Here is a 19,190-nt window from a genome sequence, read left to right on the forward strand (position 1 = left end):
ACCGGCACTACTCCAGCTGAACATCCACGTAAGCCAGTCTACGGATCACTGTCCAGCGGATTTTCCGGCGGTGACCCGGCTCACCAACGCTCCCCCTCCTCAGGTGCGGTCGCGCAGGTGGATCTCCACCGCCCGGGCCCGCTGCGCGGCCTCGTCCAGCACCGACCGGCGCGGCTCCCGCAGCTCCAGGATCCTCGGCCCGGCCAGGGCGAAGACCGGTTCCAGGCGGCGATCGGCGCGAAGCTCGTCCAGGGCGCGGCGGTCACCGCCGAGCACCACCGCGTCCAGTTCGGCCAGGCGCGGGCCCAGCACCTCCAGCGCGTCGTCGGCCGCCTCCCGCAACGCCTGGCGAGCCTGGCCCTCCCGCCGGCGGGCGAACCGCTGCTGGGACCAGCCGCCCGCGGACGACCGGCCGTGCACGAGATGGCGGTCCGTCCGCGACAGCACGACCTTGCCGTTCTCCGCGACCCCCACGCTGTGCGCGCCCAGGCGCACCAGCAGCAGCCCGATCCGGCGCGAGCGGCGGGCGTGCACGACCAGCCGCACGGTCGGCGGGCCCGTTCCGCCCAGCGGCGGAAAGGGCACACCCGCGGTGGCGGTCGTGCCGTTGCGAGCCGTCACCACGATCTCGGTGTCGGTCGCCGTGGTGTCTCCGATGCCGTCGTTGCGCTCGGCGAACCCGTCGAACCAGCCGGCCAGGCGCTCCGGCGACACCTCGACCACCCGTCCTCCCTCGGCGGCCTGCCGGACCCGGCTCATGCCTTCTCCTCCGCGAGTTTGCGCGCGACCGCGATGGTGTTCGCCAGGGTTTGGGAGCCGCGGCTTGACACAGGGCTACTCATGCCCTGCCCCGCAGGCTTACAGGACGAAGGAATCCGACCAGGGCTGCGAGGACCGTCCCGACAGCGCGTCGAGCAACGTCACCGCCTGCTTGTCCGTCAAGGAAGCCACGAAGTCGATGACGGCCCGGCCGCGCGCCAGCCCCCGCACCGCATCCGCACCGGCCACCGGTTCCCCGGTAGCGCCGATGAGCAGTTCCGGATCGCGCGTGGCGATCTCGTCGAACTCGGCGTGCGCCAACTCGACCAGATCGCGCAGCCTGCGCGGCAGGCGTGAGACCTCGTCACGGTCACTTAGCCAGGCGTCGAGCGCGTCCACCAGGGTGGTCACCAGGCTCGCCTGCCCCCGCTGGTGCAGCGCCAGGTCCGGCCGCAACAAAACGAACTGCCGGTGCACGAACTTGAGCACCTGCACCTCGTGCCACTGGGCCGGCCGCAGCGCCACGTGACCGGACCGGGTCGTCGGCGACGACAGCACCACCACCCCGCCGACCAGGCGGGACGTCCACCGCGCGGAAAACGCCGCCATCGCCTGCTCGGCCTCGATCGACCCGTCGAAGGCCGCGGCCAGCAACCCGTCGACCAGTTCGGCACGCACCCGCGCCACCGCGTCGGCGAAGGCGTCATCGTCGGCGATCCACGAGTCCTTCGCGTGCATCCGACGCCGCAGCAACTCCAGCGAGTATCCCGGGCGGCGCCCCTGCGCCGTGAGCACCGCGTCGTCCTGCCCGGCGAAGTCGAGCGCACGCGCCAGCCACTCGCCGAGTTCGGCGGCGACCGGAGCGTGCTGGAGAACCCCGATGCGGTGGAAGTCCTGGAGATCGTGGATCGCATAGGCGATGTCGTCAGCGGTGTCCATGACCGATGCCTCGACGGTCTGCTGCCACGGCTCGATACGCCCGATGAACGGTGCCCGCGCCTGCTCAACGTCGTCGAGTTCCGTCGCGTACGCGGAAAACTTGCTCGAACCGGTGCCCGGCGCGTCCTCGGGCTCGGCCGCCCCGCGCGGCGGGACCCGCATGGCCGACGGGTGCGGATCGGGCCGGTGCAGGCGCGCCCACGGGTACTTCAGGATCGCCGCGCGGACCGCGGCCGTGAGATCGAGGCCGACCCGCGCCGGGCCGCGCACGTCGGTGGTGGTGAGGATCCGGAAGGTCTGCGCGTTGCCCTCGAACCCGTCGGCCAGGCCGAACCGGTGCCGCGCCACCCGGTCCAGCACCTGCTCGCCAAGATGCCCGAACGGTGGATGCCCCAGGTCGTGCGCGAGCGCGGCCGCCTCGGCGACGTCGGGGTGGAGACCGCCGAGTTTGCCGACGAGTTCGGCCGAGTCGGACGAGGCCAGCAGGCGCTCGGCGATCGCCCTGGCGACCTGCGCGACCTTGAGGCTGTGCGTGAGCCGGTTGTGCAGCAGGCCCGAGCCCGCCGCGCTGACCACCTGCGTGACGCCGCCGAGGCGGGCGAAGAACGGGGAACCGACGATCCGGTCCCGGTCCGCCCGGAACGGCTTGTTCACCAGGTCCGGCCACGCGGCTTCGGCCGCATCGTCCCGGCGGGCGGCCCGGAGATCGCTGTCCATGCCTCCACCGTAGATCCTGTCGGCCGGATCGGATTAACGCCTCGCGCGTACGCGATGTCCCCACGGGTTAGGGCCGGTGGGCGGCAGCCCAGGCGTGCCCACCGACCGGCCGGCCCGCCCGGGCGGGTCAGCTTGCGAAGGCGGTCATACCACCGTCGACGGTCAACTGGGCGGCGGTCATGAACGGCAGGTCATCGGAAGCGAGGATGAGTGCCGCAGCGGCGATCTCCTCGGGCTGGGCCATCCGGGGCACGTCGGGGATGTGCTGTTTGGCGAAGACCGCCTTCATGGGCTGCCAGACGGACGCGGGGAGGTTCTCCACCCCGGCGACCCGGCGGACCAGTTCGGTGTCGGTGGTCCCGGGCAGCAGGGCGTTCACCCGGATGTTGTGGTCCTTGCCGTAGTCATGAGCGGCGGACTGCACCAGCCCGATGATGCCGTGTTTGGAGGCCGCGTAGGCGCCTTTGCCCGGTCCGGTGATCACGGCGTTGGTGGACGCCGTCACGACGATGACGCCACCGCCCCGCGCGATCAGGTGCGGGATCTCGTACTTCAACGCGAAGAAATTGCCCCGGAGGTTGGTGTTGTTGACGTCCTCCCACTCCTGTGCGGTGTAGTCGGCGACCGGCTTCTGGATCGTGATGCCGGCGTTGTTGAAGCAGACGTCCAGCCCGCCGTACCGGTCGGCGACGGTGTCGACGAACCGTTGCACGTCGGATTCGGCACGCACATCCGCCGGGATGTAGGTCGCCTCCCCGCCGGATTGCCGGATATGTTGCTCGACCTGCCTGCCGAGTTCCTGGCGTCGGCCGCAGAACCCGACCTTGCCGCCCTCCGCGGCGAACTGGATCGCGGCCGCCCGTCCGATGCCGGAGGTCGCACCCGTGACGAGCACGACCTTGTCCCGGAACCGCATCCGGCCGGACGGCGCGATCGTCGGGGTCGGCGCGGTGCCCTGGGTCAATGCGACGCCCGCGACGCCTCCGGTGAGAACGGCGACGCCGGCCGACGCGGCGCTGGTGGCCAGCAGTCTGCGCCGACTGTAGCGACGCGGCTCACTTCTCCGCACTTCAGCACCCGCCGGATCCGTGGTGCCGTCGCCGGCCCTGGCGCGGTTCCGGTTCTGGTCACCCTCGTGGCCTGTCATGACGCTCCCGTTCATATCGATAGTTACGCTATCCGTAACGGAAAGTTAGACTATCTACTCTGAGATCGGTCTCAGGAGGCGACGGTGCACGGAGCCTGGCGCGGCCCGACCATTCACTTCGTAACGGCGAACTTCCGGGTTGCGATCATGGCGGTATGGATTTCGGCGTCGCGGTCTTCAACGGTTCGGCAACCAACGCGGCCGATGTCGGGCGTGCGGTTGAGCAACGTGGTTTTGAATCGCTGTTCTACCCAGAACATACGCATATTCCGGTGGCGAGCCGACGTTCCGACGGCCGGCCGGTGGAAGGCTACGGCGACACGTACGACCCGTTCGTTGCGCTGGCCGCAGCGGCCGCGACGACCAGCACGATTCGGTTGGGCACTGCGGTCTGCCTTGTGCCACAACGGGATCCGTTCACCGTCGCGAAGGCGGTAGCCAGCGTCGACCGAATCTCGGGCGGCCGGTTCGAGTTCGGTGTCGGGTCCGGGTGGAACCACGCGGAGATGGCCAACCACGGCGTGAATCCGCGCACCAGGACAGCGCGGATGATTGACCACGTGCGGGCAATGCGGACCATCTGGGCCGACGACGAAGCCGAGTACCACGGTGAGTACGTCGATTTCGCACCGTTGTGGTCGTGGCCGAAGCCGGTACAACGGCCCGGCCCGCCGGTCTTGGTCGGCGGCAACGGGCCAGGCACCGAAGATCGGGTGCTCGAATTCGGGGATGGCTGGCTGCCCCAAGCCGGGCCGCTGGCCAGCGTAGCCGAGCTGCGAACCCGGGTATCGGCACTGCGACAACGCGCCGCGGAGGCCGGGCGCGCCCGGATTCCGGTCACCCTGTTCGGCACGCCCTACGACCGCGAGTTGGTCGCCCAACTCGCCGACGCCGGCGTGGACCGCTGCTTGTTCCCGGTCCGCGACGACACCACCGACAACCTCATGCGCACCCTCGACGAACTAGCCACGCTGATCGACGGGCTCGCCTAGAAACTCGGCGCCGAGCGATCCGACGCGGAAGGAGACAACTCGCGGACGCTGGCGCACGGGACGTGGCATGAGTCGACGAACCGGTGCAAGACTGCCGACATGATCGACTGGCAGCGCTTTCTCCCGGCGTCCTTCCTGATGGCGATGATTCCGGGCGCCAATCAACTGCTCGGCCTGCGCAACGCCGCGCTGGTCGGCGTCCGGCACGCGCTGATAGGAATCGTTGGACGGTTCACTGCCTTCGCCTTGCTTGTCTCCATGGTCGTCGTCGGTCTCGGAACGGTTCTGACCCAATCGGCTGTCGCGTTCGAGGTCTTGAGGTGGCTCGGCGTCGGCTATCTGATCTGGCTGGGCGGTACTGCCCTGTGGAATGCCGGGAAGGGTGGCCGTTACGTGACCGGCGAAGCAGATGTGCGCCTTGTTGTTGCCGCACGTCAGGAACTCGTCACTGCCCTGACCAACCCCAAGGCTCTGCTGCTGTTCGTGTCCTTCCTGCCGCAGTTTCTCTCCGCCAGTGCCCCACCCTCCTCCCTCATCTCGCTCGCCGCCGCCTACATCGGCATCGAATGGCTGGCCGCCATGGTGTACATCGCGGTAGGACGAGCCTTGCGGCACGAGGAAAACCGCCTGCGTGTGTCGCGCCGCCGGCTAGATCAGGTTGCAGGTATCGGCTTTCTCGGCTTCGGGGGCTACCTCGTTTTCGCGCAGCGTCCATGAACTGGTGCGTTCGCCCGAATCATTTCGCACCGTTGTGGCCGTGGCCGAGACGGCTCGATCCAAGCTGGGTACGGCAACCATCAAGGACACCGTCAACGCCGCCTTGCGACTGGCAGCAAGTAGTCCTGACCATGACGAGATCGAGGCCGCCTTGAACACGCTGGAGTCGATCGAGCTCGATGATCGGCAGCACGCATGCCGCTGACGTACCTGGCAGACACCAGCGTCCTCGCGACTTGCTCGCAAGGAAGTCCGGAAGCACATTTAAGACCGGGCCGTATAGGTCGTTATACGGCCCGGGTGCGGCGTCGAGCTGATCGCTTCAGCGCCGTGCCGAGGCGGGGACGATCAGACCGTGAAGCCGAGGGCGCGCAGCTGTTCCCGGCCATCCTCGGTGATCTTCTCCGGGCCCCACGGCGGCATCCACACCCAGTTGATCCGGAAGTCCTTCACCAGCCCCGCGGCCCCCACCAGCACCGAGGCCGTCTGGTCCTCGATGACGTCGGTCAGCGGGCAGGCCGCGGACGTCAGGGTCATGTCCAGGGTCGCCGTGTTGTCGTCCTCCACCCGGATGTCGTAGACCAGGCCGAGGTCGACCACGTTGATGCCCAGTTCGGGGTCGACCACGTCCCGCATGGCCTCCTCGACGTCCTCGACCTTGGCCAGCTCGGCCGACGGCGCCGCCTGCTCGGGCAGGTCCGCGGCGGTCCGGCCCTCACGTGCTTCCTCACCCATGTCTGTTCCCCGTTCCGCGAGTTTGAGCTGCTGCGTCAGTTGACAGTGTCGGTCGCGCTGTCCACCGTGCGCACCAGCGCGTCCTTGAACGCCATCCAGCCGAGCAGCGCGCACTTGACCCGCGCCGGGTACTTCGCGACACCGGCGAAGGCGATCCCGTCCTCCAGCACGTCCTCGTCCGGCTCCACCTGGCCGCGACCCTGCATCAGCTCCACGAAGGCATCCATCGTCGACAGCGCCTCGTCCACGGTGTGCCCGATGACCAGGTCGGTGAGCACCGAGGCAGAGGCCTGGCTGATGGAACAGCCCTGCCCGTCGTAGGAAACGTCGGCCACCTTCTCGCCGTCCAGCTTGAGCCGCAACGTGATCTCATCGCCACACGTCGGGTTGATCTGGAACGACTCGGCGTCGAACGGGTCACGAAGGCCGCGGCCGTGCGGGTTCTTGTAGTGGTCCAGGATGATGTCCTGGTACATCGAATCCAGGTTCATCGGGCCACCCCGAAGAACCGCTGTGCCTCACGGACCCCACGCACCAGAGCATCCACTTCGGACAGTTCGTTGTAGAGGTAGAAGCTGGCTCGCACGGTGGCCGGGACCTGGCACGCGCGGTGCAGCGGCCACGCGCAGTGGTGCCCGACCCGGACGGCGATGCCCAGGCTGTCCAGCACCTGCCCCGCGTCGTGCGGATGGATCTCGTCGATCACGAACGAGATCGTGGCGCCACGGCCGGCCGCATCGGCCGGGCCGATGATGCGGACACCCGGGATTTCGGACAGCCCGGCCAGCGCGGCCTCCGCGAGCCGGTGCTCGTGCGCGGCGATCCGGTCCATCCCGACGGCGGTCAGGTAGTCCACCGCGGCGCCGAGACCCACCGCCTGCGACGTCATCGGCACGCCGGCCTCGAACCGCTGCGGCGGCGCCGCGAACGTCGTCCGTTCCAGCGTGACCAGTTCGATCATCGATCCACCGGTCAGGAACGGCGGCATGGCCTCCAGCAGTTCGCGGCGACCGTAGAGCACGCCGATGCCCGACGGGGCCAGCATCTTGTGCCCGGAGAACGCCGCGAAGTCCACCCCGAGCTCGTGGAAGTTCACCGGGAAGTGCGGCACCGACTGGCAGGCGTCCAGGAGAGTCAGCGCGCCGACCTCACGCGCCCTGGCCACGATCTGTTCGACCGGGTTGATCGTGCCGAGCACATTGGACTGGTGCACGAACGCGACCAGCTTCGTCCGCGGGGTGATCATATCGTCCATATTGGACAGATCGAGGCGGAAGTCGTCGGTCAGGCCGAACCACCGCAACGTCGCCCCGGTGCGCTGGCACAGCTGCTGCCAGGGCACCAGGTTCGCGTGGTGCTCCATCGCCGTGATGACGATCTCGTCGCCAGGACCGACAGCAAAAGACGCAGCACCGGTGCCGACATCGGCCGTGGCCGAGTTGCTCATCGCGTAGGCGACCAGGTTGATGCCCTCGGTGGCGTTCTTGGTGAACACCAGCTCACCCGCGTCCGCGCCGACGAACTCCGCGACCCGCTCACGAGCGTGCTCGTAGGCGTCCGTGGCCTCCTCGGCGAGCTGGTGCGCGCCGCGGTGCACGGCCGCGTTCGCGGTCTCCAGGAAGGCACGCTCGGCGTCCAGCACCTGCCTCGGCCGCTGCGAAGTGGCGCCGGAATCCAGGTACACCAAGGGCTTCCCGTCCCGCACGGTGCGCGACAGGATGGGGAAGTCGGCGCGCAACGCGGCGACGTCCAAGGGCGTGTTGGCCGCAGTAGTAGTCGTGGTCACCGCGCCAGCTCCTTTCCTGATCGTCTTCTGCTCGTCTTCCGCCCGCCGGCCAGAGCCCTCAGGCCGAGGCGGCCTCGGCCCTGCCCGCGTACTTGACGTAACCGTGCTCTTCCAGCTCCTCGGCCAGCTCCCGGCCACCGGACTCGACGATCCGGCCGTCGGCGAAGACGTGCACGAAATCCGGGCTGATGTGGCGCAGGATCCGGGTGTAGTGCGTGATCAGCATGACGCCGACGTCGTTGCTCGCCTTGTAGTCGTTCACGCCCTCCGACACCACGCGCAGCGCGTCCACGTCCAGGCCGGAGTCGGTCTCGTCCAGGATCGCGATCCGCGGCTTGAGCAGGGCCAGCTGGAGGATCTCGTGGCGCTTCTTCTCACCGCCGGAGAAGCCCTCGTTCACGCTACGCTCGGCGAACTCCGGCGAGATCTCCAGCTTGGCCATCTCGTCCTTGACTTCCTTGACCCAGTGCCGCACCTTCGGCGCCTCACCGCGCACGGCGGTCGCCGCGGTGCGCAGGAAGTTCGACATCGACACCCCGGGCACCTCGACCGGGTACTGCATCGCCAGGAACAGGCCGGCGCGCGCCCGCTCGTCGACAGTCATGTCGAGCACGTTCTCGCCGTCCAGCAACACCTCGCCGGAAGTCACCTCATACTTGGGGTGCCCGGCGATGGCGTAGGACAGCGTCGACTTGCCCGAGCCGTTCGGGCCCATGATCGCGTGCGTCTCGCCCGAGGAGATCGTCAGGTTGACACCCTTGAGGATCTCCTTGGTTCCCTCGTCGGTGGTGACGCCGGCGTGCAGGTCCTTGATTTCCAGTGTGGCCATGTCTCGTTTCTTCGTCCTTCTCGTGGAGCTCGTGGAGGTTCGTCGCGGCCCGGCCACCGCCCGTACACAATGGACGGCCCGGCCCGCGCCGGGCGGCTCAGCCGCCGACGGCTTCCAGTTCCCGTTCGATCGCCGCTCGCAGGCGCTCCCGCACCTCCGGGATGTCGATCTTCATCAGGATCTCGTGGAAGAACCCGCGGACCACCAGCCGCCGCGCCGACTCCTCCTCGATTCCGCGCGACTGCAGGTAGAACAACTGCTCGTCGTCGAATCTTCCCGTCGCGCTCGCATGCCCGGCGCCGACGATCTCACCGGTCTCGATCTCCAGGTTCGGCACCGAGTCGGCGCGCGCGCCCTCGGTCAGCACGAGGTTGCGGTTGAGCTCGTAGGTGTCGGTGGCCTCGGCCTCGGCGCGGATCAGCACGTCGCCGATCCACACCGCGTGAGCACCGTCGCCCTGCAGCGCGCCCTTGTACATCACCCTGGACTTGCAGTGGGACACTCCGTGGTCGACGAACAGGCGGTGTTCCTGATGCTGCCCGGCGTCGGCGAAGTACAGGCCGAGCATCTCCACATCGCCGCCCTTGTCGGCGAAGGTCGCCGTCGGCGAGATGCGAACCAGGTCGCCACCGAGGGTGACCACGATGTGCTTCAGCGTCGCGTCCTTGCCGAGCTTGAGGTGTTGCTCGCTCACGTGGACGGCGTCATCCGCCCAGTCCTGCACGCTCACCACGGTCAGCTTGGCGCCCTCGCCGAGGACGAACTCCACGTTGTCGGCGTAGGTGCCCGAGCCGGCATGGTCGAGCACGACCGCGGCCTCGGCGTACGGCTCCGCACGCACCTGGAGGTGCCCGTAGGCGACCTCTCCCTCACCCGGCCCGGTCACGCGCAGCACGGTCGGCTTCGACGTCTTGGTCTCCTTCGGCACCGTCACCACGGTCGCCGAGGTGAACGCCGAATACGCCTGCGCGGCGACCCGGTCGCCCGGGACACCGGCCTGGCCGAGGCGCTCGTCCTCCCGGCCGACCGTTTCGACCCGCACCTCGGCGGCGGCGTCGGCCTCGACCTTGGCCTCGCCGGTGGACACCGCGGAACCGTCGTGCAGCCCGTGCAGGCGCTTCAGCGGGGTGAACCGCCAGTTCTCCTCGCGGCCGCCCGGCACCTCGAAGGCTTCGACGTCGTAGGCGGTGAACCGCTCGCCACGGGACGACTGCGGCACAACGGCTTCCGCCGCGGCAGCGACATTCTTTTCGGCCACCGTCATGTCAGCCGACGGCTCCTTCCATCTGCAGTTCGATCAGGCGGTTCAGCTCGAGCGCGTACTCCATCGGCAGCTCGCGGGCGATCGGCTCGACGAACCCGCGCACCACCATGGCCATCGCCTCGTCCTCGGTGAGGCCGCGCGACATCAGGTAGAACAGCTGGTCCTCGCTTACCTTGGACACCGTCGCCTCGTGCCCCATCGACACGTCGTCGTTGCGGATGTCCACATACGGGTAGGTGTCCGACCGCGAGATGTTGTCCACCAGCAGCGCGTCACACTTCACCGTCGAGCGCGAGTGGTGCGCCCGCTTGGCCACCCGGACCAGGCCGCGGTAGGAGGTACGCCCGCCGCCTCGCGCGACCGACTTCGACACGATCGTCGAGGACGTGTGCGGCGCCAAGTGCTCCATCTTCGCGCCGGCGTCCTGGTGCTGGCCCTCGCCCGCGAACGCCACCGAGAGCACCTCGCCCTTGGCGTGCTCGCCCATCAGGAAGACCGACGGGTACTTCATGGTGACCTTGGAGCCGATGTTGCCGTCGATCCATTCCATGGTCGCGCCCTCTTCGGCCTTGGCGCGCTTGGTCACCAGGTTGTAGACGTTGTTCGACCAGTTCTGGATCGTCGTGTAGCGGCAGCGGGCGCCCTTCTTCACGATGATCTCCACCACCGCCGAGTGCAGCGAGTCCGACTTGTAGATCGGCGCCGTGCAGCCCTCGACGTAGTGGACGTAGGCGTCCTCGTCGACGATGATCAGGGTCCGCTCGAACTGGCCCATGTTCTCGGTGTTGATCCGGAAGTACGCCTGCAGCGGGATGTCCACGTGCACGCCCTTCGGCACGTAGATGAAGGAGCCACCGGACCACACCGCGGTGTTCAACGCGGAGAACTTGTTGTCACCGGCGGGAATCACCGAACCGAAGTACTCCCGGAACAGCTCCGGATGCTCGCGCAGACCGGTGTCGGTGTCCAGGAAGATCACGCCCTGGGACTCCAGGTCCTCGCGGATCTTGTGGTACACGACCTCGGACTCGTACTGTGCGGCCACCCCGGCGATCAGGCGCTGCTTCTCCGCCTCCGGGATGCCCAGCTTGTCGTAGGTGTTCCGGATGTCCTCGGGCAGCTCGTCCCAGCTCGCCGCCTGCTTCTCCGTCGAGCGGACGAAGTACTTGATGTTGTCGAAGTCGATGCCGGACAGGTCGGCACCCCAGTTCGGCATCGGCTTGCGCTGGAACAGCTTCAGCGCCTTCAGGCGCGCCTCGCGCATCCACTCCGGCTCCGACTTCTTGGCGGAGATGTCGGTCACGACGTCCTCGTCGAGCCCGCGCCGGGCGCTGGCGCCCGCGGCGTCCGAGTCGGCCCAGCCGAACGCGTAGTTGCCAAGGGACTCGATGGTCTCTTCCTGGCTCAGTGGCGTCGGAGATGGCGCCGTGGTGGGAGTGCGCTGCTCGGCAGCGGCAGTCATTCGTTCCCTCCATCCGGAGTCTTGCTCGGTTTTTCAGCGAGCTGACCCTGCGGGCTCTCCGCGGGGACGTGAGTGGTGCAGGCGGCGTCACCGCGCGCGATGGTCGCCAGCCGCTGCACGTGGATGCCCAGCAGGTGGGCGAATGCCTCGGTCTCCGCCTCGCACAGCTGCGGGAACTCCGCCGCGACGTGGGCGACCGGGCAGTGGTGCTGGCACAGCTGCTCACCGGTGCCCACCCGGCGGGTCGACGCAGCGTAACCTTCCTTGGTCAGCGCGTCGGCCAGTGCCTCGGCGCGCTGCGCCGCCCCCACCGGGGCGGTCACCTGCGCCTTGTGCGGTTCGACGAGCTTGGCCACCCGCGCCTGGGCGAAGGCCCGCACGGCGTCCTCGCCCGCGTGCTCGGCGAGGAAACGGATCGCCGACACGGCCAGGTCGTCGTAGGCGTGGCCGAACCGGGCCCGGCCCTGCTCGGTGAGCAGGAACAGCTTCGCCGGGCGCCCGCGCCCGCGCGGTCCGCGCCGGGGCGCGTCCCGGGTATCGGCCTCGCCGTCGGCGACCAGGGCGTCGAGGTGGCGACGCACCGCTGTCGGGCTGATGCCAAGGCGGTCGGCGACGACCGCTGCGGTCATCGGGCCCTCCTCCAGCAGCAACCTGGCCACCTCGTGCCTGGTCCGCCCCTCGGCGGTGACCTGCACGGGCACAGCGATCCCCGCTTGCTGAGGAGTCTCGCTGTTTTTCACAACACAAGTGTGTCGTATTTCAGGTCCGAGGGCAAAGCTGAGAGATCTTCGAGTGACCGGAGTCACGGACCGCGGCTCTCGATAGGCTGCCGGGGTGACTGCGTTCCTGGCGAACCTGCGTGCGATCGCTCTCACCTCGCCAGTGCGCCGTCTGGGCGCGTCGTTACGTGATGGGAGCGGGATCATCGGCCGGATGAGCGTGCCGTCCACGGAAGAGGAGCCGCAGCCGGCCACCACTGAGCCCGCCGCGAGTCCCACGGCGTCAGGCACCATCCCGTCCCCGGTACGCCCGCCGCAGGTCGACCCCCTGAACGACACGGAACTGCGCGCGCTCGACGTCGTCCGCCGGTTCGGCACGGTCGGCGCGCTGTTCCTCGCGCTGGGCTCGCTCGGCGCGGGCGCCGCCCCGGTGCTCAACCCGGTGCAGGAAATCCCCGTGCTTCGGCTGTTCGCCCGCATCCCCACGGTGTCGCTGGCGATGGTCTTCACGGGCATGGGCATGCTCGTCATCGGCTGGCTGATGCTGGGTCGCTTCACCCGGCCCCGCCGCACGCGCCTGGCCACCCGCGCCCAGGTGACCCGGACGCTGATCATGTGGCTGACGCCGCTGATGGTCATCCCGCCGCTGTTCTCCCGGGACGTCTACAGCTACCTGGCGCAGAGCGAGATCGTGCACCGCGGGATGGACCCCTACTCGCTGGGCCCGGCGCAGGCGCTGGGTGTCGCCGACCCGCTGACCAGCGGGGTGTCGAACATGTGGCGGGAAACGCCGGCACCCTACGGGCCGCTGTTCCTCAAGCTGGGCAGCTGGATCTCCGGGTTCGTCGGTGACAACGTCGTGGCCGGCGTGCTGCTGCAGCGGGCGCTCGCGCTGGCCGGCGTGGTGCTGATCATCTGGGCCCTGCCCCGGCTCGCCCGGCGGTTCGGCGTGGAGCCCGCGACCGCGCTGTGGCTGGGCGCGGCCAACCCGCTGGTGCTGTTCCACCTGGTCGCCGGCGCCCACAACGAGGCGCTCGGCATCGGCCTGATGGTGGCCGGGCTGGAACTGGGCATCCGGCGCCTGCCGGTGCGGGTCGCCGGGGACACGGTGCCTCCGCTGGCGCGCGGCGAGCTCCTGTTCCTCGTCCTGGGCGCCACGGTGATCACGCTCGGCGCCGCGGTGAAGATCAACGCGATCATCGCGCTCGGGTTCTTCGGCGTGATGATCGCCCGCCGCTGGCACGGCCGCATCGTCGACCTGCTGCGCGCCACCGCGCTGATGACGGTCGTGTTCGCGGTCGTCATGGTGGTCCTGTGCTACGGGACCGGGCTCGGCTTCGGCTGGGTCGGCGCGCTCGGCACGCCGGGTCTGGTGCGCAGCTGGATCTCCCCCACCGCCGAGTTCGCCAACCTCGGCGGGGTGCTCGGCATCACGCTCGGCCTCGGCAACCACACCGACGCGCTGGTGTCGATCCTCCAGTTGGCCGGCACCGTGGTGGCCGGGCTGATCACGGCGAAGTTCCTGTGGGACAGCTTCCGCTGGCGTTACCGGCCCATCATCGGGCTCGGCGTTTCGCTGGGCGCCTTCATGATGCTGCATGTGGCGATGCAGCCGTGGTGGCTGCTGTGGGCGGTGATCCCCCTGGCCGCCGCGGCCGGCACCTCCCGGTTCCGGGTCGCCGCCACCGTCGTCAGTGCCGTGCTCGCGTTCCTGGCGTCGCCATCGGGCAGCACCTTCGACGGCCGCTCCTTCGTTCCGCTCCAGGCATACATCGCCGGAATTGTCCTGATCGCGATCGGCCTGGTCGTGGTACGCCGGACCGCGCCGGTGTTGCTCAGCAGGGCGTCGTAGTCTTGGGGGTCGTGAGCACGCCTGCCGTCGAGATCATCGGACTGGTGAAGCGCTACGGCGCCAAGACCGCGGTCGACGGCCTGAGCCTGAAGATGGACCGCGGGCGGCTGCTCGCCCTCCTCGGGCCGAACGGCGCCGGCAAGACCACCACCGTCGAAGTCTGCGAGGGCTTCCTTCGCGCGGACGCCGGAACGGTGCGCGTACTGGGCCTCGACCCCGTCCGGGACAACGCTGCGCTGCGCCCCCGCGTGGGCGTCATGCCGCAGGGCGGCGGAGCGTACCCGGGCGTGCACGCCGGGGAGATGCTCCGCCTGGTCGCCGCGTGCGCCGCCCAGCCACTGGACCCGGACTGGCTGCTGGACGTGCTGGGCCTGACCGCCGCGCGGCGGACCCCGTTCAAGCGGCTCTCCGGCGGCCAGCAGCAACGACTTTCGCTGGCCTGCGCGCTGGTCGGCCGCCCGGAGCTGGTATTCCTCGACGAGCCGACCGCGGGCATGGACCCCCAGGCGCGGCGGCTGGTGTGGGAGATGCTGAGCGCACTGCGCACCGACGGGGTGAGCGTCCTCCTCACCACGCACCTCATGGAGGAGGCCGAGGCGCTGGCCGACGACGTCGTGATCGTCGACAACGGCCAGGTGATCGCCGAGGGGACGCCCAGCGCGCTGACCGCGGAAGACGGCGAGTCCGCACAGCTTCGCTTCAAGGCACGCGCGGGGCTCAACACCGACCTGCTGACCGCCGCACTGCCCGAGGGCTACCACGTGCACGAGTCCTCCCCCGGCAGCTACCGGGTGACCGGCCAGGTCAACCCGCAGGTGGTGTCCACGGTCACCGCGTGGTGTGCGCAACAGGGCGTCCTTGCCGAGGAACTGCACATCGGCAAGCGCGACCTCGAAGAGGTCTTCCTCGAACTGACCGGACGGGAGCTGCGCTCGTGAACACGCCGTCGCCGGGTACGACCGCGTTTCCCCCCGGCACCTTCACCCCCGCGCCCGGCGCCGGCCGCCGCGGGCGGATGCTGCTCACCCACGCCCGGATCGAAACCAGCCTGACGCTGCGCAACGGCGAGCAGATCCTGCTGACCCTGCTCATCCCGCTGGCGCTGCTCATCGGGTTGACCCTGCTGGACGTCCTGCCCACCGGCGAAATCGGCACACTGCCCAAAGTGGACTGGGTGACGCCGCGCATCTTCGCGCTCGCGGTGATGTCGTCGGCCTTCACCGGGCAGGCGATCGCACTCGGTTTCGACCGCCGCTACGGCGTGCTCAAACGACTTTCGGCGACCGCGCTGCCCCGCTGGCTGCTGGTCGCGGGGCGAATGGTGGCCGCGCTGGTCGTGGTGCTGATCCAGGTCATCGTGCTCGGGATCGTCGCGGCGCTGCTCGGCTGGTCCCCCACCGGCGCCGGGCTGGCCGAAGCGGTGCTGCTGCTGGTCCTGGGCACGCTCAGCTTCGGCGCGCTGGGCGTGCTCCTCGGCGGTTGGCTGCGCGCCGAGATCGTGCTGGCGCTGGCCAACATCGTCTGGTTCGTGCTGTTGCTGGCCGGCGGCATCCTGCTCGCGCCGTCGGCGCTGCCCTCCGGCGCCGCCGCGATCGTCGAACTGCTGCCCTCGGGCGCCCTCGCCGAGGGCCTGCGCGAGGCGCTGGTGAACGGGGTACTCACCGCGAAGCCGATCGCCGTCCTCGCCGTCTGGGGCGCGGTCGCGGGCGCCGTCGCCACCCGCACCACCCGCCTGACCTGACGCGCGGCTCTACTGGCCAGCCCGTCGCTCATCACCACCCTCAACGGACGCGCTGACGCACGGCTCTACTATCAAGGGGTGCTCTTGAAGTCGCTGATCGCTCGGCTGCCGTACCCCTCCCGGCCCCTGCAACGGGTAATCGGCGTGGCCGCGGTGGTCACGCAGGCCGGGATCGCGGTGACCGGCTCGGTGGTGCGCGTGACCGGCTCCGGCCTCGGCTGCCCCACCTGGCCCCAGTGCGTGCCGGGCAGCCTGGTGCCGGTCGACCACCCGGAGTATCACGCCCTGAACCAGTGGATCGAGTTCGGCAACCGGCTGTTCACCGGCGGGGTGTTCGTGGTCGCGATCCTGGCCATGCTGGCGGCTTGGCGGATCAAGCTCGCCCAGCCGCACCGCCGGCGGCTCGTCGCCCTGGCGTGGACCCTGCCCGGTGGCGTGGTGCTTCAGGCCGTGATCGGCGGCATCACGGTGCTGGCGAAGCTGGAATGGTGGACGGTGGCGATCCACTTCCTCGCCACCACCCCGCTCATCTGGCTCGCGGTGCTGCTGCTCCAAGCGTTCGGCGAGGGCGAGGAAAAGCCGCGCCTGCTGGTTTCGCCACCCGCGCACAAGACGCTGATCGCGCTGGTCGTGGCGATGTGGGCGGTTCTCGCCGCCGGCACCGTGGTGACCGGCGCCGGCCCGCACGGCGGCGATCCGAGTACCCACCGCCTCAACGCACCCATCGACGTCCTCGCCCAGGCGCACGGCTCGCTGCTGGTGGCCTATCTGCTGATACTGGCGGTCTTCGGGCTAATGCTGTTCCGTGCCGGCGCGCCGACGCGGCTGTGGCGCACCTACGGCGTCGTCTGGGCGGTCGCGGTGGCGCAGGGGATGCTCGGTTCCGCGCAGTACGCACTGGGCGTGCCGGAGGCGCTGGTGTCGTTCCACGTCCTCGGCTCGGCGGTGGTACTCATCGCCACCGCGGCACTGTGGTGCGCCGCCCGGGACCGCGGCCTCGCCGCCGAGCCCGAGTCGGGCCGGCTTCCCGAACCGGCTGCGAGCGGCTCTCGTGAGGTCACTCCGGCTTGACCGTCTCGCGGCCAAGCCAGTCCAGCCCGCCTGATCACGACGTCCGCCGTATGCTTGATCGTGACGACCCGAACCCCTTACGACGCCCTCGACTCCCTGCTCGCGATGGCGGCGAGCGGAGATCTCGGGGCGCTCTGCGCCCGGCACGGCGTCGAACTGCTCGTCGCCCACGGCAGCGTGGTCGATCCCGAACCATTGCGCCCACCACGCGATCTCGATCTGGCGTTTCGTACCCGGCATGACGTCGAACCGGACCTTCTCGACCTGACGAACGACCTTCTCGACGCCACTCGGTTCGACGGCCTGGACCTCATGAACCTCAATCGCGCAGGCGTTGTCGCTCGTGCGCACGCTCTCTCGCCACAGTCCCGTGTGCTTTACGAAGCCGCACGGGGAATTTTCGCAACGGCGCAGATGGCGGCGATCACCATGGCGATGGAGACGCGCCGTCTCCGTCTGCTGGATCTCGAGCTCATGGCGGAACGATGACCGAACGCCGAATGGACGCCGAGGTCGTCCGCAACAAACTCGACGCCATCGGCCGGGCGCGGGCAACCTTGGCACGGATCGACCCGCTCGATGCGTCGCGGCTGGAAGAGGACGGAGTGATCGCTGCACGGTGGAGCGGCTGTTGTGCCGCATGGTGGACCTTGCCGTGGAGACCAACACGCACCTAAGCGGAGCTCTGCTCAACCGGGCACCCAGCGACTACCGCAACAGTTTCGAACTCGCTCACGAAGCCGGTGCCTTGACGAAAGAGCTCGTCGAACGGATCAAACCCTCCGTTGGGCTGCGCAACACCATCGTCCATGAATACATCAAGGTCGACTATTCGATCGTGGCAGCGGCCGTTCCCCTGGCACTCGAGACCTACTCCGAGTACCAGCGGCAGCTGGCTCGCTTCGTCCTGGACCAGGCAAAAGCGAGCGCGCGCTGACGCGGATGCTCAGTTACGGGCTCGTGGGCCCGCCATGCGGCGGCGGTGCTCGGCGCCGATGACGGTGGCGCCGACGGTTTCGGCATCCCACTGCGCGGGTTCGAGACCGGCGACGGCGTCGACGAGCGCCGAACCGGCCGCGGGGCCGGCCACCACGACATCGCCCATCGCGCCGTCCGCGCCGACGAGGACCACGCGCGCCCCGGCACGGCCCAGGTTCTCCACGATGGCTTTCGACGATTCGCCGTGTGCGCCGACGAACTTCCGCGCCGCGGTGAGCTGCCGCGAGGTCGGCTGGTCAGTGGGCTGTTCGTTGGGTTCTGCCACGACCGGGAGTCTACGGGGCCGGATCGAAGCTCCGCCCGGCCAGTTCCACCGCGTCCGCACGGACCAAGCGCGAACAGCATCCGCACCACCGGAGCCTGCGACGACCGCGACGATCGGTGCACGACTATCTTCAAACCCGTAGCTGAAGCCAGCGCGACGCGAGGAGGACATATGCCCACCGCAGTGCAGATCCGGCGGACCGGCGGGCCGGAGGTGCTGGAGGTCACCGAGGTCGAGATCGGCGAGCCCGGGCCGGGACAGCTCCTGGTCGACGTCGCGGCCGCGGGCGTGAACTACATCGACACCTACCAGCGCAGCGGCATCTACCCGCTCGAGCTGCCGGTGACGCTGGGCATGGAGGGAGCAGGCACGGTCGCGGCGGTCGGCGCGGACGTGACCGGGTTCGCGCCGGGTGACCGGGTCGCCTGGCAGGGCCAGCTCGGCAGTTACGCGCAGCGCGCGCTGATCTCCGCCGCCGCTGCCGTCCACGTGCCGGAGGACGTCTCCGACCGCACCGCCGCCGCCATGATGTTGCAGGGGGTCACGGCGCATTACCTCGTCCGCTCGACGTATGAGGTGAAGCCGGGCGACACCGTCCTGGTGCATGCCGCGGCCGGCGGGGTCGGCCTGCTGCTCGTCCAGCTGGCCAAGGCACAGGGCGCGCGGGTGATCGGCACGACGTCCACCGAGGAGAAGGCGCAGCTGGCCCGCCAGGCCGGTGCCGACGAAATCATTCGGTACGACCGGGAGGACTTCGCCGAGGCCACCCGCAAGCTCACCGGCGGCGAGGGCGTGGCCGCCGTCTACGACGGGGTCGGCAAGACCACTGTGGACGGAAGCCTGGCCAGCCTGCGCGTCCGGGGCACGCTCGCGCTGTTCGGCGCGGCGAGCGGCCCGGTTCCGCCGATCGACCCGCAGCGGCTCAACGCGGCCGGTTCGGTGTATCTCACCCGGCCCACCAGCGCCCACTATGTCCGGACGCGCGAGGAACTGGACTGGCGCGTGGACGAACTGTTCGCCGCGGTGCGCGGCGGAAAGCTCGACATCCGCATCGGCGGCACCTACCCGCTCGCCGACGCCCGGCGGGCTCATGAGGACCTCCAGGGCCGCCGCACCACCGGAAAGCTCCTGCTCATCCCCTGAAATACCGGTTCTCCCAGTTTGTCCCGCCCGTGGTTGTTACCCTGCCCACGTTG

21 protein-coding genes are annotated in these 19,190 nt (G+C 69.4%); 10 read left to right on the forward strand and 11 right to left on the reverse strand.

Features of this window, described 5'->3' with window-relative positions; all coding sequences use genetic code 11:
* Positions 1-99: 99 nt before the first annotated feature.
* The 3 genes from A3CU_RS0100850 to A3CU_RS42970 form a co-directional block, all read right to left on the reverse strand.
* The gene (locus A3CU_RS0100850) at positions 100-759 is read right to left on the reverse strand and encodes an acVLRF1 family peptidyl-tRNA hydrolase (protein WP_027940651.1); all 660 of its coding nucleotides are present in this window, start codon (positions 757-759) and stop codon (positions 100-102) included.
* A 99-nt stretch (positions 760-858) separates the two neighbouring features.
* Positions 859-2,415, reverse strand: a complete 1,557-nt coding sequence (locus A3CU_RS0100855) for a deoxyguanosinetriphosphate triphosphohydrolase family protein (RefSeq protein ID WP_027940652.1) — start codon at positions 2,413-2,415, stop codon at positions 859-861.
* Between the two features lie 127 nt (positions 2,416-2,542).
* Entirely contained in the window at positions 2,543-3,562 is a 1,020-nt protein-coding gene (locus A3CU_RS42970) for an SDR family NAD(P)-dependent oxidoreductase (protein WP_084143050.1), read from the reverse strand.
* Between the two features lie 155 nt (positions 3,563-3,717).
* Between A3CU_RS42970 and A3CU_RS0100865 the strand changes: the two genes are divergently transcribed.
* From A3CU_RS0100865 to A3CU_RS52110, 3 genes are all read left to right on the forward strand, one after another.
* Positions 3,718-4,554: an LLM class F420-dependent oxidoreductase gene (locus A3CU_RS0100865; protein ID WP_027940653.1), complete on the forward strand. Its 837-nt coding sequence runs from the start codon at positions 3,718-3,720 to the stop codon at positions 4,552-4,554.
* 99 nt (positions 4,555-4,653) lie between these two features.
* Positions 4,654-5,271, forward strand: coding sequence for a LysE family translocator (locus A3CU_RS0100870; protein ID WP_027940654.1), 618 nt, complete (start codon positions 4,654-4,656; stop codon positions 5,269-5,271).
* A 40-nt stretch (positions 5,272-5,311) separates the two neighbouring features.
* The gene (locus tag A3CU_RS52110; protein ID WP_169739569.1) at positions 5,312-5,476 is read left to right on the forward strand and encodes a hypothetical protein; all 165 of its coding nucleotides are present in this window, start codon (positions 5,312-5,314) and stop codon (positions 5,474-5,476) included.
* 143 nt (positions 5,477-5,619) lie between these two features.
* On the opposite strand, the gene A3CU_RS0100880 is transcribed toward A3CU_RS52110, so the two are convergent.
* The 7 genes from A3CU_RS0100880 to A3CU_RS0100910 all read right to left on the reverse strand — a co-directional run bounded on the left by A3CU_RS0100880 (position 5,620) and on the right by A3CU_RS0100910 (position 12,087).
* Complete coding sequence (locus tag A3CU_RS0100880) at positions 5,620-6,006, reverse strand: metal-sulfur cluster assembly factor (protein ID WP_027940655.1); 387 nt, start codon at positions 6,004-6,006, stop codon at positions 5,620-5,622.
* A 35-nt stretch (positions 6,007-6,041) separates the two neighbouring features.
* Complete coding sequence (gene sufU, locus A3CU_RS0100885; protein ID WP_027940656.1) at positions 6,042-6,497, reverse strand: Fe-S cluster assembly sulfur transfer protein SufU; 456 nt, start codon at positions 6,495-6,497, stop codon at positions 6,042-6,044.
* Positions 6,494-7,792: a cysteine desulfurase gene (locus A3CU_RS0100890; RefSeq protein ID WP_043840460.1), complete on the reverse strand. Its 1,299-nt coding sequence runs from the start codon at positions 7,790-7,792 to the stop codon at positions 6,494-6,496. Before A3CU_RS0100890 ends, sufU begins: the two co-directional genes overlap by 4 nt.
* Positions 7,793-7,850: 58 nt before the next feature.
* Positions 7,851-8,621 (reverse strand): Fe-S cluster assembly ATPase SufC, encoded by a 771-nt coding sequence (gene sufC / locus A3CU_RS0100895; protein WP_027940658.1) that lies wholly within the window; start codon positions 8,619-8,621, stop codon positions 7,851-7,853.
* Between the two features lie 97 nt (positions 8,622-8,718).
* Positions 8,719-9,885 (reverse strand): Fe-S cluster assembly protein SufD, encoded by a 1,167-nt coding sequence (gene sufD / locus A3CU_RS0100900; RefSeq protein ID WP_027940659.1) that lies wholly within the window; start codon positions 9,883-9,885, stop codon positions 8,719-8,721.
* Between the two features lies 1 nt (position 9,886).
* On the reverse strand, positions 9,887-11,347 hold the full coding sequence (gene sufB / locus A3CU_RS0100905; protein ID WP_027940660.1) for a Fe-S cluster assembly protein SufB: 1,461 nt from the start codon (positions 11,345-11,347) through the stop codon (positions 9,887-9,889).
* Entirely contained in the window at positions 11,344-12,087 is a 744-nt protein-coding gene (locus tag A3CU_RS0100910) for a helix-turn-helix transcriptional regulator (RefSeq protein ID WP_027940661.1), read from the reverse strand. Before A3CU_RS0100910 ends, sufB begins: the two co-directional genes overlap by 4 nt.
* 193 nt (positions 12,088-12,280) lie before the next feature.
* Between A3CU_RS0100910 and mptB the strand changes: the two genes are divergently transcribed.
* The 6 genes from mptB (at position 12,281) to hepT (ending at position 17,667) form a co-directional block, all read left to right on the forward strand.
* Positions 12,281-13,918: a polyprenol phosphomannose-dependent alpha 1,6 mannosyltransferase MptB gene (gene mptB, locus A3CU_RS0100915; protein WP_169739574.1), complete on the forward strand. Its 1,638-nt coding sequence runs from the start codon at positions 12,281-12,283 to the stop codon at positions 13,916-13,918.
* Between the two features lie 11 nt (positions 13,919-13,929).
* A complete protein-coding gene (locus tag A3CU_RS0100920) occupies positions 13,930-14,856 on the forward strand; it encodes an ABC transporter ATP-binding protein (RefSeq protein ID WP_027940663.1) in 927 nt (308 codons plus the stop codon).
* 77 nt (positions 14,857-14,933) lie between these two features.
* A complete protein-coding gene (locus A3CU_RS0100925) occupies positions 14,934-15,659 on the forward strand; it encodes an ABC transporter permease (RefSeq protein ID WP_052371389.1) in 726 nt (241 codons plus the stop codon).
* A 78-nt stretch (positions 15,660-15,737) separates the two neighbouring features.
* The gene (locus tag A3CU_RS0100930; RefSeq protein WP_027940665.1) at positions 15,738-16,730 is read left to right on the forward strand and encodes a COX15/CtaA family protein; all 993 of its coding nucleotides are present in this window, start codon (positions 15,738-15,740) and stop codon (positions 16,728-16,730) included.
* 60 nt (positions 16,731-16,790) lie between these two features.
* Positions 16,791-17,219, forward strand: a complete 429-nt coding sequence (locus A3CU_RS0100935; RefSeq protein WP_156960185.1) for a hypothetical protein — start codon at positions 16,791-16,793, stop codon at positions 17,217-17,219.
* A gap of 130 nt (positions 17,220-17,349) precedes the next feature.
* Positions 17,350-17,667, forward strand: a complete 318-nt coding sequence (gene hepT / locus A3CU_RS49585) for a type VII toxin-antitoxin system HepT family RNase toxin (protein ID WP_156960186.1) — start codon at positions 17,350-17,352, stop codon at positions 17,665-17,667.
* A gap of 9 nt (positions 17,668-17,676) precedes the next feature.
* On the opposite strand, the gene A3CU_RS0100945 is transcribed toward hepT, so the two are convergent.
* Complete coding sequence (locus A3CU_RS0100945; protein ID WP_027940668.1) at positions 17,677-17,994, reverse strand: hypothetical protein; 318 nt, start codon at positions 17,992-17,994, stop codon at positions 17,677-17,679.
* Positions 17,995-18,165: 171 nt separating this feature from the next.
* Here A3CU_RS0100945 and A3CU_RS0100950 point away from each other — a divergent pair, with 171 nt between their 5' ends.
* Positions 18,166-19,137 carry a quinone oxidoreductase family protein gene (locus tag A3CU_RS0100950; protein ID WP_027940669.1) on the forward strand — a complete coding sequence of 324 codons (972 nt, stop codon included), beginning with the start codon at positions 18,166-18,168 and terminating at the stop codon, positions 19,135-19,137.
* Positions 19,138-19,190 lie beyond the last annotated feature (53 nt).

This window comes from Amycolatopsis taiwanensis DSM 45107 (assembly GCF_000519205.1).
In the GTDB taxonomy this organism is placed as follows: Bacteria; Actinomycetota; Actinomycetes; order Mycobacteriales; family Pseudonocardiaceae; genus Amycolatopsis_E; species Amycolatopsis_E taiwanensis.

Excerpts from the sequence above, each read along its gene's own strand:
- A3CU_RS0100850 (WP_027940651.1), bottom strand. The coding sequence starts at position 759 with ATGAGCCGGGTCCGGCAGGCCGCCGAGGGAGGACGGGTGGTCGAGGTG.
- A3CU_RS0100855 (WP_027940652.1), bottom strand. The coding sequence starts at position 2,415 with ATGGACAGCGATCTCCGGGCCGCCCGCCGGGACGATGCGGCCGAAGCC.
- A3CU_RS42970 (WP_084143050.1), bottom strand. The coding sequence starts at position 3,562 with ATGACAGGCCACGAGGGTGACCAGAACCGGAACCGCGCCAGGGCCGGC.
- A3CU_RS0100865 (WP_027940653.1), top strand. The coding sequence starts at position 3,718 with ATGGATTTCGGCGTCGCGGTCTTCAACGGTTCGGCAACCAACGCGGCC.
- A3CU_RS0100870 (WP_027940654.1), top strand. The coding sequence starts at position 4,654 with ATGATCGACTGGCAGCGCTTTCTCCCGGCGTCCTTCCTGATGGCGATG.
- A3CU_RS0100880 (WP_027940655.1), bottom strand. The coding sequence starts at position 6,006 with ATGGGTGAGGAAGCACGTGAGGGCCGGACCGCCGCGGACCTGCCCGAG.
- sufU (WP_027940656.1), bottom strand. The coding sequence starts at position 6,497 with ATGAACCTGGATTCGATGTACCAGGACATCATCCTGGACCACTACAAG.
- sufC (WP_027940658.1), bottom strand. The coding sequence starts at position 8,621 with ATGGCCACACTGGAAATCAAGGACCTGCACGCCGGCGTCACCACCGAC.
- sufD (WP_027940659.1), bottom strand. The coding sequence starts at position 9,885 with ATGACGGTGGCCGAAAAGAATGTCGCTGCCGCGGCGGAAGCCGTTGTG.
- sufB (WP_027940660.1), bottom strand. The coding sequence starts at position 11,347 with ATGACTGCCGCTGCCGAGCAGCGCACTCCCACCACGGCGCCATCTCCG.
- mptB (WP_169739574.1), top strand. The coding sequence starts at position 12,281 with ATGAGCGTGCCGTCCACGGAAGAGGAGCCGCAGCCGGCCACCACTGAG.
- A3CU_RS0100925 (WP_052371389.1), top strand. The coding sequence starts at position 14,934 with ATGCTGCTCACCCACGCCCGGATCGAAACCAGCCTGACGCTGCGCAAC.
- A3CU_RS0100950 (WP_027940669.1), top strand. The coding sequence starts at position 18,166 with ATGCCCACCGCAGTGCAGATCCGGCGGACCGGCGGGCCGGAGGTGCTG.